This is a genomic window from Streptomyces ferrugineus, assembly GCF_015160855.1.
Classification (GTDB): domain Bacteria; phylum Actinomycetota; class Actinomycetes; order Streptomycetales; family Streptomycetaceae; genus Streptomyces; species Streptomyces ferrugineus.
This window is the reverse complement of record NZ_CP063373.1, coordinates 5,363,981-5,380,842: the sequence shown is the minus strand read 5'-3', so window position 1 is coordinate 5,380,842 and position 16,862 is coordinate 5,363,981. Positions and strand designations below refer to the sequence as shown.

General features: G+C 74.1%; 4 protein-coding genes. All 4 read right to left on the bottom strand.

Annotated features, from left to right (window positions below; translation table 11 throughout):
- Positions 1-19 precede the first annotated feature (19 nt).
- Genes IM697_RS24285 through IM697_RS24270 form a run of 4 tightly spaced genes read right to left on the bottom strand, consistent with a single transcriptional unit; the run spans position 20 to position 16,759 of the window.
- Positions 20-1,108, bottom strand: a complete 1,089-nt coding sequence (locus IM697_RS24285) for a Gfo/Idh/MocA family oxidoreductase (RefSeq protein WP_194038222.1) — start codon at positions 1,106-1,108, stop codon at positions 20-22.
- Entirely contained in the window at positions 1,105-2,205 is a 1,101-nt protein-coding gene (locus tag IM697_RS24280; protein ID WP_194038221.1) for a saccharopine dehydrogenase NADP-binding domain-containing protein, read from the bottom strand. The genes IM697_RS24285 and IM697_RS24280 overlap by 4 nt, the downstream gene beginning before the upstream one ends.
- Positions 2,202-7,628 carry a non-ribosomal peptide synthetase gene (locus IM697_RS24275; RefSeq protein WP_194038220.1) on the bottom strand — a complete coding sequence of 1,809 codons (5,427 nt, stop codon included), beginning with the start codon at positions 7,626-7,628 and terminating at the stop codon, positions 2,202-2,204. The genes IM697_RS24280 and IM697_RS24275 overlap by 4 nt, the downstream gene beginning before the upstream one ends.
- The gene (locus IM697_RS24270; protein WP_194038219.1) at positions 7,625-16,759 is read right to left on the bottom strand and encodes a non-ribosomal peptide synthetase; all 9,135 of its coding nucleotides are present in this window, start codon (positions 16,757-16,759) and stop codon (positions 7,625-7,627) included. Before IM697_RS24270 ends, IM697_RS24275 begins: the two co-directional genes overlap by 4 nt.
- Between the last annotated feature and the right edge of the window lie 103 nt (positions 16,760-16,862).

Sequence of the window (16,862 nt, the reverse complement as noted above, 5' to 3'; positions counted from 1 at the left end):
CCTCCCGCGTGCGTGCCGGTCACAGGCCCTCCCGCGCGCGTACCGCCGCGACCAGGTCCGGCGCGGTGACCGGCTCGGGTGCGGGGCGGCGGACCAGTTCGGGGTAGCCGAGCCGGGCCGTGAGGTCCTGCCAGATCTGGCTGAGGGTGAGGTGGTATTGGCCCGCGCGCATCGGATCCCCGCCCGTCTCCGCCGCGTCGACCATGGCCCGCAGGGCCCGCCGTACGCCCTCCGGCCAGACCTCGTTGTAGACCTCGCGGTGCGTCGGAGCCTCGGCGGGACCGACCGGCTGCACGCTCGGCAGCCGCACCAGCCGGTGGGCGTCGCTGTCGAAGTCCAGCTCACCGTCGTCGCCGCGGGGCGCGGGGAGCGCCGGGCTCCACAGGACGGGGCCGTGTGTGCTCGCCAGGGTGAGGGTGCCGCCGGTGAAGCCGAGGGCGGCGCGGTGCAGCAGGTGGGTGTGGTTGTCGGGGTCCTCGGGGTCGAGCTGGTTCAGGACCCGCAGGGTGACCGGGACGCCGGCGAGACGGCCCTCCAGGGTGCTGAACGGGCCGCCCCCGGGCGCCGGATCGGTGAACTGCCAGGGCCGCAGCCCGCCGAGAGCCTGGCCGAGGATGTCGATCAGGTCGTACGCCACGTGGATGGCGCAGGCGCCCTCCGCGTACAGCAGCTCCTGCCGCTCGGCCAGATGCCGGGCGGCAGCGAGGAAACGGCGCACCGGGGCGAGGTGCGGATAGAAGGTGTTGAGCCGGTACTGGACGCCGTGCTTGCGGGCGGTGCGCAGGCACGCGGCCAGCTCCGACTGGTGGATCGGGTGCTCGTGCAGTACGTGCACCCCCCGCTCCATCAGCCGCCGCGCGAGCTCGGCGCCTTCCCCGCCGCCGACCCCGTTGGGCACGACCACACAGGCCAGGTCGGCGATGTCGGGCACATCGTCGGGGTCGGTGAGCAGGGGCACGCCGTAGCGCTCCGCGCAGGCCTTGGAGCGGGGGCTGCCCCGGCCGAGCACGCCGGTGAGCCGCAGCGGGAACTCCGGCCCGGGCTGCTCCTGGAAGGCACTGAGGTACACGCGGCCGAAGCCGGTGCCGCAGACGATGACTCTGGTCACAGGATTCCTTCTTCCACAGGGAGATCGGCCAAGGGACCGTCGATCAGCAGCAGTTCGCGCACGGCGGGTGCCTCGGCGATACGACGCAGGACGTGACCGGGGTCGGGGAGGTCGGCGAAGTGAAGCTGCCCCGGCGGGAGGTCGCCGTCGAGCAGGGTGAGCGCGGCGTGCGCGGCGGCGGTGCCGGTCAGAGCGGAGGAGTCGGTGCCGGTGAGGACCAGGCCGCGGCGGCCGTCCAGTTCGCACGTCACGACCTGGTACGGCGCCCGCCCGGCGAGGTCGGTGAGCGTGGCCCGCGACAGCTCGGACGCCGCCACCTCCACCGCCGGACCCGGGGTGAGCCCCGCGCGGTACCGGTCGAGGACGGCACGCGTGGCCTCCCCGCCGAACACCGTGTACCAGCGCACCTCGTCGAGCCCGTACCGCCGGGCGACACCCACGGCCTCCTCGGTGAGATACGGGATCGCCGTCACGGCCCCGGGGAAGTGCGGCAGCCGGATGTCACGCTCCACGGCGAGGGCTCCCGGCACCCGGCGCCCGCCGCGCCACACGGCGGTCACCTCACCACCCGGCCGCGCGAGCCGGTCCATGAAGTCCCGGGCGGCGGCGGGCGGGAAGTGCGGGAGCCCGCCGACTCGGACGGTCAGGGCGCCGCCCATCCCGCCGAGCACCCCCGGCAGCAGCCCCGCCAGCCCTGGCATCAACCCGGCCCCGATCACCACCGTCCGCCAGCGCAACAGCCGCTCGTACGGCGGCGGCTCCGGCAGCTCCGCCGTGTCGTTGACGTCGACCAGGTCCGAGCCCGCCGCGAGGGCGGCCCGGGCGACCCGGTGGCCGACGGCCCGGACCGGCCCGGTGGCGTTGACGACGACGCGGCAGTCGGCGCAGAACGCGGCGAGGGCGCGGGCGTCGGTCACGTCCACCGGGTCGGGCCACAGCTCCGCCCCCGAGGGCAGGGCCCGGCCGGGCGGGCGGCGCACCGCCGCCCGCACCGGCCCGACGCCGAGCCGCAGCAGTTCCTCCACCACGGCCCGGCCCACCGCCCCGGCCGCCCCGACCACGCCCACGGCGACCGTGGCGGTACGGCCCCGGTTCACGGGGTGCCGCCGGCCGCGAAGGCGACCTGGTCGACGTGCGGTGCGCGCAGGCAGCTGAAGTGGTCGCCGTCGACGTCGACCACCGTCAGATCGCCGAGGCACACTTCGCGCCACAGCTCGTCCGCCTCCTGCCCGAACCCGGACAGGAACCGCAGCCGACCGCGCGGCCGGACGAGGGTGATGTCGCCCGCGTACGGCTGGGTGGTGTGGAGGGAGGCGGCGGCGAAGGCGTGCCGGAACACCCGGTACAGGCCCGGTACGTGGGCCGCGTCGCCGTCCCCGCCCAGCGTGCGGGCGATCGCCGCGAGCCGCTCCTGCTGCGGCACCTCACCCAGGGCCCGCATCCGGCGGGCCACCGCCTCCAGCCGCCCCTCACCGCACAGCGCGGCGAAGGCACCGGCCGGCACCCGGCCCGGCGTGGTGTCGAGGACCGCCCGCAGCGCGGCCCCCAACTCCTCCTCGTCGTCCGGATATCCGGCCGTCTGCGGATCAACGCCCAGCACCCGCGCGAAGGCGTGCTCGATCAGCAGCTCGTCCTCGCACACGAACGCGGGCGGGCTGCTGCTGACCACCGTCAGCCGTTCGACATGCGCCCCGCTCTCGGTGAGCTGCCGGGCGATCTCGGTGGCGAGCTGTCCGCCCAGGCAGTAGCCGGTGAGCCGGAACCGCTTGGCCCCGGTCGCGGTCAACTGCCGTACGTGCTCGGCCGCGAGCCGCTCCACGAACCCCTCCGCCGGAAGGTCAACGCACGCGTCCACGTCACCGACGGCCAGCCCGACGAGCGGGCCGTACGCCCCCAGCCGGGCCGCGAGGTCGCGGTACGGGGCCATGGTGCCGATCCCCTCGTGCACCAGCACCTGCAGCACTCCTCCGTCCGGCGCGTCACCGAGCGGCAGCAGCGCGCTCGCCGAACCGGCAACCGTCCCCGAGCCGGTGCCCTCGTCCGCGCCCCGCAGAAGACCTGCGAGCGCCGCGACCGTCGGACGGTTCAGCAACTCCCGCAGCAGCGTGTCGAACTGCTGGCCTGCCGCCTCCGGCACCTCCTCGATCAGCCGCGCGGACAACTGCGCGAGGATCAGCGAGTCCGCACCCAGGTCGAACAGGCTGCGCTCCCGGTCCACGGCCGCGACACCGAGCGCCCGGGCGACGACGTCGGCCAGCCGCTGCTCCAACGCGTCGGCGGGCCGGGCCACTTCGTCCGTGCGAGGTGCAGCAGGGCGCCCTTCGTCGGAGCCGACCGCGACGGCGGCCCGCGCTGCCAGTGCCTTGCGGTCCACCTTGCCGTTGGCCGTCAGCGGGAGCCCGTCCACGACGTGCAGCGCCGCGGGCAGCATGTACGCCGGGAGCCGGGCCGCGAGATGCTCGCCGACCTCGGCCGGATCGACGGGCGCGCGGTCGGTCTTGAAGCGGACCGCGAAGACGTGCTGGCCCAGCGGCTCCAGCGCATGCCCCGGCTGCGGCAGGCACACCTCGTTGCGTCCGCCCGCCTCCGAGAAGAGTCGCAGCCACTGCTCGCGGGTCACGAAGGTGGCGTCCGCGTCGTCGGTGCGGCGCAGGTCCTCGGCGCCGGTCATCATGAACGCCTGCGAGATCAGGATCTCGTAGTGCTCCCGGGTCGGTTCGGTGACCAGCAGCAGCCCGCCGGGGACGAGCAGGGAGCGCAGCGCGGCGAGGGTCACCGCCGTGTCCCGGGCGTTGTTGAGCACGCCCGCGCACACCACCACGTCGAACGAGTTGGCTGCCAGCCCCTGCTCGGCCGGGTCGCCGTCCACGTCGTACAGCCCGTACCGCAGCCGCGGATCCGGCCCGAACCGTTCCCGCGCCCGCTCCAGGAAGAACGGGCTGACGTCGGTGAACAGCCACTCCACCGGGAGCCCGTCGAGCGCGGCGAGTGCCCCCGCCGTGCTCGCCCCGGTCCCGGCGCCCACCTCCAGCACCCGCAGCGGCCGACCAGGGGCCTGTGCCTCGGCGGCCGAGCGCAGGGCCGCGGCGAGGACGCGGTTGAGGTAGGCGGACATGACGTTCTCGCGGTAGGCAGCGTCGGCCGTCTCCATCCGGGCTTCGGGGAAGAGCAGGTCGACGGCGGCGACCCGGTCCTGCGCCAGCTCGCCCAACTGGTCGGCGTTCGCCCGCAGATAGGCCAGCAGCTCGGCGGGGCCCAGCTCGTCGCTCCACACGGCGGCCACCCGGTCCCAGGCCGGCGCCGCAGACGCGGGCGCCGCGGCGAGCCGGTAGCGGCCGGCGTCCAGCAGCTCCAGCCAGCCCTCGTCGACCAGCACGGACAGCCAGCGCCGGATCACCCGGTGGTGACGCGGTACGGCCGTTGCCGCCGCCACCTCGTCCGCCGTGTGGGCGGCGTCGGGCCCGCCGAACAGGCCGCGCGCCCGCAGCACGTCCAGCATGGACGCCAGCGACGCCTCGTCCAGCAGCCGGGCGAACTCCGCGATCCGCTCCCGCTCGGCGACCTCGACCGCGTCGCCCGCCTCGCGGGCCCGCCGTATCAGCGCAGGGTCCGGCTCGCCGGCCTGCCGATCCGTGATGCGTGCCGGTTCCGCGAAGGCGATCAGTCGGCGCTGCAGCGGATCGTCGCCGACGGCGAGGGCGGCGGCCGCCCCGATCGCCGGATGCCTCGTCAACGCGGCCTCGACCTCGGCGAGTTCGATGCGGTGGCCGCGGATCTTGACCTGCCCGTCCTCGCGGCCCAGGAACTCGATGTCCCCGCTCGGCAGCCATCGGCCCAGGTCACCGGTGCGGTACAGCCGCTCCCCGGTCACGGGACGCGTGACGAACCGCCGGGCCGTCGTCTCCGGGTCGCCGTGATAGCCGAGCGCGAGCCCGCTGCCGCCGATGCACAGCTCGCCCGGCACCCAGTCCGGCCGGGGCCGCAGGGCGTCGTCCAGGACGTGGAAGGTCTGGTTCGCCAGCGGCCTGCCGTACAGGATGCTGGGCCGCTTCGGGTCGACGGGCTGCTCGATGGGATGGTGGATGGACCAGATCGCCGCCTCCGTCGCCCCGCCGAGACTGATCAGCCGCAGCCCCGGCAGCAGCGCACGTACCCGGTCCGGCAGCGGGACCGGAATCCAGTCGCCGGACAGCAAACCCAGCCGGAGCTCCGACAGTCCGGCCACGTCGCCGGAGCCGGTGGCGGAGGCCAGGTAGTCGTAGAGCATCTGCAGCTGCGCGGGCACCGAGTTCCACAGCGTCACGCGGTGGACGGCCGCCAGCCGGGCCCAGTGGGAGGGGTCGCCGCGCCGTTCGGCGTCCGGCAGCACCAGGGCGCCGCCGTGGGCCAGCGGGCCGAACAGGTCGTAGACGGACAGGTCGAAGCCCAGCTGGGCGAGCCCGAGGACCCGGTCCCCGGGGCCGACGCCGAACCGGTCGTCGATGTCGGCGACCGTGTTGAGCGCGGCCCGGTGCGAGACCTCGACACCCTTGGGCTCCCCGGTCGAACCGGAGGTGTAGATGATGTACGCCGCCTCGCCGGGGTCCACCGGCCGGGGCTCGGGCGCCTGCGACGACGGCTCCAGCGTGTCGACGGCGATCGACGGCACCTCGTACGAGCCGCCGAGCCGCGCCTGCGTGAGCACGACGCTCGCCCCGCTGGAGACCAGCACCGTGGCGCGGCGCGCGGGCGGGTGGACGGTGTCGACCGGCACATACACGCAGCCGGCGTGCAGGGCGCCCAGCACGGCCGGGACCTGCTCCCAGCCCTTGTCCATCACGATCGCCACCCGCTCGCCCGGCCCGACGCCCGCCTCGCGCAGCCGCGCGGCCACCGCGTGGGCGTGCGCGACGAGTTCGGCATAGGTGAGCGTGCGGTCGGGCGCGATGACCGCCGGACGGTCGGGATGCGCGGCGGCCGCGGCGAAGACCCGGTCGTGCAGCAGCCCCTCCGGCAGCGGCCGCCCGGTGGCGTTGATCTCCGCGTGCCGGGCCGCCTGCGCCTCGGGCAGCCGTACCGGATCGGCGGAGCCGTCCCACGGCCCGTCGGAGACCGCCAACTTCCGTACGAGCGCGGCGAACGCACCGAACGCGTCCTCCGCCAGCCCCTCCGGCAGCACGCCCTCCCGCACGTCCCAGCCCAGCAGGACCTCGCCGCCCGACTCCATCACTTGGCAGTCGATCCACACCTGCGGGGTCTGCGTGACCCCGTACACCACCCGCCCGGCGCCGCTCTGCGGCACCTCCGTGCCCTGGAGGGTGCTGGTGAACACCACCGGCATCAGCGCGGGCCCCGAGCGGCGGGCCGCCTCGCGCAGTACCTCGACGCCCGAGTACAGCCCGTGGTCGAGATCCTCGAAGAGCCGCCCGCCGAGCGCCCGGGCCCGCTCCGCGAAGGAGGCCTCGGCCTCCGGTTCCACCGCCAGCAGGGTCACGGACGTGAAGTCACCGACCACGCGGCCGATCTCGGGGTGCACCGGACGCTTGGCGAAGACCGGCAGGTTGAGCGTGAATCGCGGTTTGGCGCTCCAGCGGCCGATGACCTCGGCATACGCGGCGAGCAGCACGGTCGACACGGTCAGGTCCCGCGCGGCGGCCCGGCGCCGCAGCCCCGCCGCCTCGTCCGAGGTCAGCCGATCCGCCAGCCGCCGGAAGCGCACCTCACCTCCCGGCTCCTCGGCGAGGACCGGAAGTTCGGGCGCGGGAGGCAGCGAGTCCAGGCGGTCCAGCCAGTAGGCGCGGTCCCGGGCCCAGCGGGAGCTGTCGCGCAACCGCCGCTCGGCGAGGACATGGTCACGGAAGGAGACCGGTACGGGCGTGAGGGGCTTCTCCGGTTCCAGGCACAACTGCTCCAGCTCACCGAGGAGTTGCTGAACGCCCGAGAAGTCGGTGACCAGCAGATCGACGGAGAGGTGCACGAGCAGCCGCTCGGGGGAGTGCGTGACCCGCACGTCGAACAGCGGCCAGACGGCCGGGTCGTACGTGCGCTGTGCCAGCTCCGCGCGAACCCGCTCAGCGGCGGCGTCCTCACCTTCCGCGACGGGGATCTCGTACGGCGGCAGGTCCTTGAGCACCTGCTGACCGTCCGGGTGATACACCGTGCGCAGCGAGTCGTGCCGCTCCACCAGCGCCCGCCACGCGTCGGCCACCCGAGCCGGCGCGACGCCGCCGGGCAGCTCGTACTCCAGGTAGGCGTGGCAGCCGATCCCGCCGTAGGCGAAGGCGTCCGTGCGGCCCAGCAGGTACGAGGACTGGACCTCGGTCAGCGGGAACGGCAGGTACCCTCCGTCCGGGTCGGGTACGAGGGGCTCGGCGAACGGGTCGCGCAGGTAGGCGAGTACGGCGTCGCGGTCGGCGCGCAACCGCTCGCGCAGCTCCTCGGTGAGCGCGCCCTGCGGCGCCCGGAAGCGGATACGGCCGTCCTCCTCCCACAACTCGACCCCTACGGCGGCCAGTTCCGACACCAGTTCGGCGGCGCTCACAGTTCCCCCTCTTCCCAGTTCTGATCAATCGTGTGGTTGGTGATGTCGTCGACGGCGGCGCCGAGAGCGGCCACGGTCGGGTGGGCGAAGAACTCCCTCAGCGGGACTTCCGCACCGGTGCGTTCGCGCAGCCGCGCGATCAGCCGAGTGGCCAGCAGACTGTCGCCGCCGGCCGCGAAGAAGCCCTGCTCCCGGCCGGTGGGCGGATGGTCGGGCAGCAGCTCGGACCAGAGCGCGGCGACGAGTTCCTCGGTGGCACCGCGCGGAGGCTCACCCGCGTCGGCCTTGGCGGCGAGGGTGATGGGCGCCGTCGGCGACCGGTCACCGTCCTTCAGGCCCGTGCCGAGGATCAGCGCGTCCCATTCCTCCGCCGTGGACAGCTCGCTCAACAGGGCTAGTTGACGACCCATCAGCGTCTCCGGCAGATCATCGGGCAGCAGCCCCGTCACCGCGTCCCAGGTGAGCCTCAGCCCCTCGGCGTCCTCCAGGACCTGGTGGTCGAGCCAGACCTGCGGCGTCTGGGACACGGACCAGTACGGCGGAGTCAGCGCCCCGGCCCGTTCGTCGTCGATGCCGAGCGCGCTGGTGAACACCACGGGCATGGCGGCCTGACCCGGCCCGCGTTCCTGGGCGAGCTGCCGCATCACCCAGACCGCCGACACCGCACGGTGGTCCAGGTCGGTCCACAGCCGCGCCTGGAGTTCGCGCAGCCGCGTCAGCCAGGACTCGCCCGCCCTCGGATGGTGGGCGGCCAGCAGCAGCGAGGTGAAGTCACCGGCGATCCGGTTGATGTGCGGATGGACCTCCTGGCGGTCGAACAGGGTGAGGTTGACGGTGAGTTCGGGACTCTCCGCCTGTTCGCCCAGCGCCTCGGCGTAGACGCCGAGCAGCAGGACCGACGGCGTGATGCCATATCCCCGGGCCCGTTCCTGCAGCCGCGCCCAGACGTCGCGCGGCAAGTGTGTCGCACGGCGCACGAAGCGCGGGCGCCCGACGGCGGACGGATCGCGCAGGAGCGGCAGCCCGGGTGCCGGGGGGAGACCCGGCAGGCGTTCGCGCCAGTACGCCTGGTCGGCGGCCACCGCTTCCGGTGCGGGTCGGACGGAGGTGAGGTAGTCCCTGAACGTCGGCTCCACCGACGGCAGTTCGACATCCGGATCGTCCCGGAGCTGCCGCAGCTCGGTGAAGACGATCATCATGCTGAGGCCGTCGAGGATCAGGTTGTCGAGGCTGACCCCGATCCGGGTGCGGCGTTCTCCGTCGGCTGCCGTGTAGTGCACGGCACGGACGTCGAACAGCGGCCAGCGGGACGGGTCGAGGACCTGGTGGGACATCTCCTCGCGGAGCACGGCGAGCTGTTCCTCACCCTCCGCGACGGGGATGGTGAACTCGGGTACGGACGCGAGGACCTCCTGCCGCCCGTCCGCGTCGAAGACGGCCCGCAGCATCGGATGACGGCCGATCAACCGCCGCCAGGCCCGCTCCAGCGCGCCGACGTCCGTGTACTCCTCGTCCGTCTCGCTGTAGTAGTGCGAGCCGACACCGCCCAGGTCCAGCTGCGCGGTCCGCCCGATCCAGTACGCCCGCTGCACATCGGTCGCCGGGAACGGCTCGTGCGCGTGCTCCGGGTCGAGCACCAGCTCAGGCGCCACGACGGTCCGCCCGGTGTCGAGGGCGAGCGTGGCGGCGTAGTCACTGAGCACGGGGCGCGTGAACAGCCCGGCGATGCGGGCCCCGCTCAGCCCGGCCTCCCGCAGCCGCGCCACCAGACGCGTGGCGAGCAGGCTGTCCCCGCCGAGGGCGAAGAAGTCGTCGTCCCGGCCGACCTGTTCGGTCCCCAGCAGCTCCCGCCAGGCGGCGGCGACGAGTTCCTCCACCGGTCCGCTCGGCTCCCGGCCTCCCTCGGACGGTACGCCGGCCCAGGCGGCCCGCTCGGCCAGAGCGGCCCGGTCCACCTTGCCGTTGGCGGTCAACGGCAGCCCGCCGGGCAGCGGGACGAGCGCGGACGGCACGGCATGCGCGGGCAGATGTTCCGCGAGCCGCCGCTCCACCTCGGCCAGGTCGACGGCGCCCTCCGGCACCACGAACGCGGTCAGTCGCAACTGCCCCCGCGGCCCGGTCGCCACGGTCACCGCACGGGCGACGCCCGCCTGAGCGAGCAGCGCCGCGTCGACCTCGCCGAGTTCGGTGCGATGACCGCGGATCTTCAGCTGGTGGTCGCGGCGCCCCAGGAACTCCAGCAGCCCGTCGGGCCGGTAGCGGCCCAGGTCGCCGGTGCGGTACCAGCGCTCCCCGGCATCCGTCACGAACCGGTCGGCGGTGCGCTCCGGATCGCCCCGGTAGCCGGTGGCCACCCCGGCCCCGCCGATCCACAGCTCACCGGGCACCCAGTCCGGGCAGTCCTCGCCGAGCGGCCCGACGACCCGGAACCGCTGGGCGCGCAGCGGAGTCCCGTACGGCACCGACGGCCAGCCCTGCGGCGCGCCGTCCGTGGCGTCGTACGCGTTGGACCAGATCGCGGCCTCGGTGGCGCCACCCATGGCGATCAGCCGGCATCGCCCCCGCGAGGCCTCGGTGACGCGCCCGGGCAGATCGAGCGGCACCCAGTCACCGGAGACCAGCGCGACCCGCAGCCCCGGCGGAGCCTGCCCGGCCGACGCCGTGAGCAGCATGTCCAGCAGCATCGGTACGGAGTTCCAGACGGTGACGCCATGCCGTACGGCCAGATCCCGCCACCGCTGCGCGTCCCGGCGCTCGTCCTCGGCGACCAGCACGAGCGCGCCGCCCGCGCCGAGCAGCCCGAAGATGTCGTACACGGACAGGTCGAAGTCGAGCGCCGACACCGCCAGGACCCGGTCGGCGGGGCCGATGCCGTGCCGCTCGTTGATGTCCTCGACGGTGTTCGCGGCCGCCCGGTGCGTCAGCTCGACGCCCTTGGGCTCTCCGGTGGAACCCGATGTGAAGATCACGTACGCGCAGGAGTCCGGGTCGGAGGCCACGGGCGCCGCCAGCGGATCGGGCAGCGGTCGCGCGAGGAACTCCGCGTCGAGCACACAGCGCGCCCGCGACGCCCGCAGCATCCGCTCGCGCCGCACCGGCGGCTGGTCGGCGCCGACGGGCACGTAGGCGGCCCCGGCGGCGGCCACCCCGAGCACGGCGGCGATCTGCTCGGGCCCCTTGGGCAGCGAGACGGCGACCGTGTCACCGGGCACGACCCCGCGCGCCGCCAGCCCGGCGGCGATGCGCAGCGCACGGTCGCGCAGCTCACCCCGGGACATGGCGCCGTCCTCGCTCCACAGCAGCGCCGGGGCGTCCGGATCGGCGGCGGCCCGGTCGAAGAACGGCAGATGCAGGGCGCGCACGCCCCCGGGCCGTCCCGTGGCGTTGACGCGCTCGCGGACGGCGCGCTGTCCGTCGGGCAGCAGGGCGGGCCGGGCCGTCCGCCAGTCGCCGTCGCTCAGCTGGCGCAGCAGCCGGTCGAACGCGGCGGACATGGTCTCGACGAGCCCGTCCGGGAACAGTTCCCGCACCGCGTCCCACTGGTGGCGCAGCGCCCCGTCCCGGCCCTCGTAGACCTGGAGGTCCAGCCACACCTGCGGGGTCTGGCTGACGCCCCACACCCGCTCCGGGAACCCGTCGGGCGCGTCCATGGACACGCCGTCGTCGACGCCGAGCGCGCTGGTGAACACCACCGGCACGGCGGCGTCCCGCTCCCCGCGCGCCCGGGCGAGTTCGCGCATCACCCACACCGCGGAGACCGAGCGGTGATCCAGGTCGCGCCACAACTGCTCCTGCAGCCCTCGCACCCGGGTCAGCCAGTCCTCGCCGGGCTGTGGGCGGTGGGCGGCGAGCAGCAGCGAGGTGAAGTCGCCCAGCACCCGGTTGATGTCCGGGTGGATCTCCTGACGGTCGAACAGCGTGAGGTTCACGGTCAGTTCAGGGCTCTCGCTCCAGGTGCCGAGCACCTCCGCGTAGGCGGCCAGCAGGAGCGTCGACGGGGTGACACCGTGCTCACGCGCACGCGCCTTGAGCCGCCCCCACCGCTCGGCGTCGAGTTCCCCCGAGGTGCGTGCGAAGCGGGGGCGGCCCAGGGTCGCCGGGTCGCGCAGGAGCGGCAGGCGAGGCGCCGGGGGCAGCTCGGGCAGCCGCTCGCGCCAGTACGCCTGGTCGGCGGCCAGTGTCTCGGGCGCCGGCTCGACCGAGGCGAGGTAGTCCCTGAACGTCGCCTCTACGGGAGGGAGTTGGGCGCTCGGGTCGGCGTAGAGAACGCCAAGCTCGGTGAAGACCGTCATCATGCTGAGGCCGTCGAGGACCAGATTGTCGAGGCTCACACCGAGCCGCGTCCGGCCGTCGCCGTCGCCGTCGCTGTCACCGTCGCCGTAGCGCACCGCGCGGACATCGAACAGCGGCCAGCGGGACGGGTCGAGGACCTGGTGGGACATCTCCTCGCGGAGCACGGCGAGCTGTTCCTCACCCTCCGCGACGGGGATGGTGAACTCGGGTACGGCCGGGAGGATGCGCTGACGCCCGTCCTCGTCGAAGACGGCCCGCAGCATGGGGTGACGGTCGATCAGCCGCCGCCAGGCCAGCTCCAGCCGGGGCAGGTCGACGGCAGCCCCGTCGAACTCCGAGTAGTAGTGCGCCCCGACACCGCCGAGCCGCATCTCCTCGGCCCGCCCCAGCCAGTACGCGCGCTGCACATCCGTCGCGGGGAAGGGCTCCTGCGCGTGCTCGGGGTCCGACACCAGCTCGGGGAGGGCGGGACGGGGGCCGTCCAGGGTGAGCGTGGCGGCGTAGTCCTTCAGCACGGGGGTGGTGAACAGACCGGCGATCCGGGCGCCGCGCACTCCGCGCTCGCCCAGCCGGTGCAGCATCCGTGTGGCGAGCAGACTGTCACCGCCGACGGCGAAGAAGTCGTCCTCGCGATGGATCGTGCGTGCCCCGAGCAGGTCCCGCCACACCTCGGCGACCAGCTCTTCGGCGCCGGCACGGGGAGGCGTGCCCCGCCCCTGTACGGATGCACCGGACGCCACATGCCGGTCGAGGAGTTCACGTACGGCCCGCCGGTCGACCTTGCCGTTCGTGGTGAGCGGCATGACCGGCAGCAGGACCAGCCGGTCGGGGACCATGTACGACGGCAACTGGCCGGCGGCGACAGCCCGTACGGCCTCGGTGTCGCTCGGCGCGGCGTCCGGGTCACGGACCGCGCGGATCAGCAGCGCGGGCTCCTGACGGCGTACGGCCGTGTCCACCTCGGTGAAACCGTGGGCACGCAACAGCTGCTCCCACGCGGCGGGCGGCAGCAGCGGGCTGCCGGCGGCACGACGGGCGGGGTCCGCGGTGGCGAAACCCCGGGTGGGCAGGGCGGCGCAGATCAGGCCGAGCGGCGGCAGACCGCCCTGCTCCACCGCGAGCAGCACGCCACCGGGAGCCAGCAGCGCCGCCGCCTGGGCGACACCGGCGGCCGGATCGTCGAAGGCGTGCAGGGAGCCGAGCGCCACCACGGCGTCGAAGGTGCCGGGCAGCCCCTCCGGCAGCACACAGTCGGGCAGCGTCTGACAGCGCACGTCGTGCGGCGACGCGGCGAACCGCTCGCGGGCCCGCTCCAGAAGAGCGGCGGACGTGTCGAGAAGTGTCAACTGGACCATATCCGCGGGGAGGTGCTGAGCCACTCGCTCGATGCCGAGCCCTCCACGCGCCCCGACGACCGCGACCCGCACGACACGACCGCCCGCCTCCGCCGAGAGCGCACGCAGCGCGTCGGCACACGCTGTGGCGGCCTCACCGCTCGCGGGCAGTGCGTCGAGCGCCGCCTCCGGGGCGAGCACAGGGTCGTCGAGGAGTTCGAGCGGATCGCGCTCGCCCGCGACCATGGCGCGCAGGTCCGGCAGCCGCTCGACGAGGCGGGCGAGCACGGGCGCGAGCCGGGTCCCGGCGACGCGCTCAGCCAACCCGTCCCCGTCGAACGCCACCGCGTGCCGGTGCAGCCAGTCCCGCCACAGATGGACGAGGCCGCGCATCTCCTCGCCCGGGCGCGGACCGTCCTCCAGGACGCGGCCGATGACATACGCCACGACCTCCGCCTCCAGCGGATCGGGCCGCGCGGCCACGACCTGGGGCCGGACGCCCTCGTTGCGCTCACCGCCGGACCCGGGCGCCGGGGCGCAGGCCGCGACCAGCACTCCGTTGCTCACCGCAGCGACCGCGCGCCCCACACCCGGCACCCGCTCCAGAGCCGCCTCTACCTCGCCCAGCTCCACCCGGTGCCCGCGCAGCTTGACCTGGGAGTCGGCCCGGCCGAGGAACTCCACGGTGCCGCCGGGCCGGTAGCGGGCCAGATCGCCCGTGCGGTACCAGCGCACCCCGTCGTACCGGACGAACCGGTCGGCGGTGCGCTTGGGATCGCCGAGGTAGCCGTCGGCCACGCCGTCCCCGCCGATCCACAGCTCACCCGGCGCCCAGTCCGGACAGTCCCGGCCCCGGACGTCGACGACCCTGAGCCGTACGTTGCGCAGCGGCGTGCCGTACGGCACCGCAGTCCAGTCATCGGGCACCGTGCCGCCGACGACCTCGCACACCGTGGAGTGGATCGCGGTCTCGGTCGTACCGCCGAGCGCCACGAAACGGCACCCCGGCGAGCGTTTCGCCAGCCGCCCGGGCAGATCGACGCCCACCCAGTCGCCGCCCAGCAGCACCAGCCGCAGTCCGGCAGGCCCTTCCCCGGCGGTGCTGAGCAGCATGTCCAGGACGGACGGCACGCAGTTGAGGACGGTGACCCCGTGCCGCGCCATCAGCGCGTGCCAGCTCGCCGCGTCCCGGCGATCCTCCTCCGCGACGAGGACGACCGCGCCACCGGCGGACAGCGGCCCGAAGACGTCGTACACCGACAGGTCGAAGTCGAGGGCGGAGAGCGCGAGCGTCCGGTCGTCCGCCGTCACCGCGAACCGCTCGTCGAGGTCGTCGACCGTGTTGCGGGCGGCGCGGTGCGGCACGACGACACCCTTGGGCTCCCCGGTGGAGCCGGAGGTGAACAGGATGTACGCCGGATCGTCCTCGGGGACGGCCACGGGTTCCTTGACGGGCGCGTGCGTCAGCGCCTCCGACACCGTCAGTCCCGCCACACCGTCCGGCAGCGGCGCCGTGTCCTCGGTGACGAGGGCCACCCGTGCCGCCGCCCGGGTCAGGACGCGGTCGCGGCGGGCCGGCGGATGGTCGCGCCCCACGGGTACGTACGCGGCGCCCGTGGTCAGCACGCCCAGCACGGCGGCGATCTGCTCGGGCCCCTTGGGCAGACAGACGGCGACCCGATCGCCGGGGCCTATCGCCTGCGCTGCCAGTGCGGCGGCGATGCGCCGTGCCCGGTCGGCGAGTTCGCCGTAGGTGAGGACGCCGTCCGTGCCCCAGAGCAGTGCGGGCCGGTCGGGTGCTTGTTCGGCGCGGCTCAGGAAGTCCTCGTGCAGGAGCAGTCCGCTGCGGGGTCCGTCGGTGGCGTTGGCACGCGCGCGTGCTGCTCGCTGGGACTCGGGCAGCAGGTCCGGTACGGGTGCGCCCCAGGATGTGTCGGAGGTGGCGAGGGAGTCCACCAGCGTGCGGAACGCGGCGAACATCGCGTCCAGCATCCCGTCGGGGAAGGCCTGCTCCAGTGCGTCCCAGTTGACCAGCAGTCCGCCGTCCAGCTCCGTGACCTGGGCGTCGAGCCACACCTGGGGGCCCTGGGAGATGATCCACACCGGGCGCCCGAAGCAGGCGCGGACGTCCTCGGAGAACAGCTCGCCCAGGTTCAGCGCACTGGTGAACACCACCGGTGCGAGCACGCGCCCACCACCCCGCTGGGCGCGGTTCAGATCGCGCAGTACCTCGACACCCGAGTACGAGGCGTGCGCGGCGTCCCCGAGGAAGCGTTCCTGCACGGAGCGGGCGCGGTCCTGGAAGGTTGCCTCGCCCGACATGTCGGCGGTGAGCAGCACGGAACCGGTGAAGTCGCCCACGAGCAGGGGCACGTCGGGATGCAGCGGCTCACGGTCGAACAGCGGCACGTTCAGCAGGAAGCGGTGCTCGGCGCTCCAGGCGGCCAGCACCTCGCAGTACGCGGTGGCCAGCGCCATCGCCGGGGTGACCCCGTGCCGGTGCGCGCGGGCGAACAGGGCGTCCCGTGCCTCTGGGGGCAGCCAGTGGTGGCGCCGCGCGACCCGCGGTCGTACCGGCCCCTGCGCGACGGGCAGCGCGGGCGCGCCGGGCAGATCCGGCAGCCGGGCGGCCCACCAGGCCGCGTCCCGCGCCCGGTCGCGGTCTCTCTCGGCGGAGACGGCACGGTCCGCGAGGTAGCGGCGGTAGCTGTAGCCGATGGGAGAGAGGGAGTCGGTACCGCGGTAGAGAACCGCCAGGTCGGCGAGGAGGACGCGCAGGCTGAGCGCGTCGGCCGCGAGCATGTCGAGGTTGAGGTGGACCCGGGTGCGGTCGCCCGGCAGCAGCGACAGCTGCACGTCGAAGACCTCGCCCGCGCCGACCCGCAGCATGCGGTGCGACAACTCGTCCCGCAGGTCCGCCAGGCGGCTCTCCACCTCGTCCTCGGGCAGCTCGCGCAGATCGTGCACCCGCAGGCCGGGCCAGGCGGAGGCGGTCGGCGTGTGCTGGCGTCCGTCGTCGGCGAACACGGCGCGCAGTTGCGCGTGGCGGGCCAGCAGTGCGCGTACGGCACGCTCCAGTCGTTGCGGGTCCACGCCCTCGCCGTCGAACTCGTTGTAGAAGTGGGCGGCCACACCGCCCAGTTCGTGCTCCGTGCCACGGCCGACCCAGTAGGCGTGCTGCATGAGGGCCAGGTCGAAGGGGGAGGTCTCGTCGGCGTCGCCGGCCGCGTCGGCCTCGACGGTTTCAGCCTCGACGGTTTCGTCCGAGGGGCTGCTCCGCTCGCCGGCCAGTTCCGCCCAGGCGTGCAGCGTCGGCGTCCGGGCGAGGGCCGCGAAGGGCAGACGTATGCCGTCGCGGCGCAGTGCCGCGGACACGGTCATCAGGCGGATGGAGTCCAGGCCCTGCTCGATGAGGTTGTCGTGGGGGCCGACCCGCTCGGCGTCCGGACCGAGCCAGTCCGCCAGCAGGGGACGGATCGACCGTAGGAGATCGGGTTCTGACACTGCTTCACCAGCCTCGATGGCATCAGTTATTGAAAATGATATTCATTTACTACAGTATGACGAGCGGGATCGACAAGCCCCGCCGAGCGGGATACGACCAGAG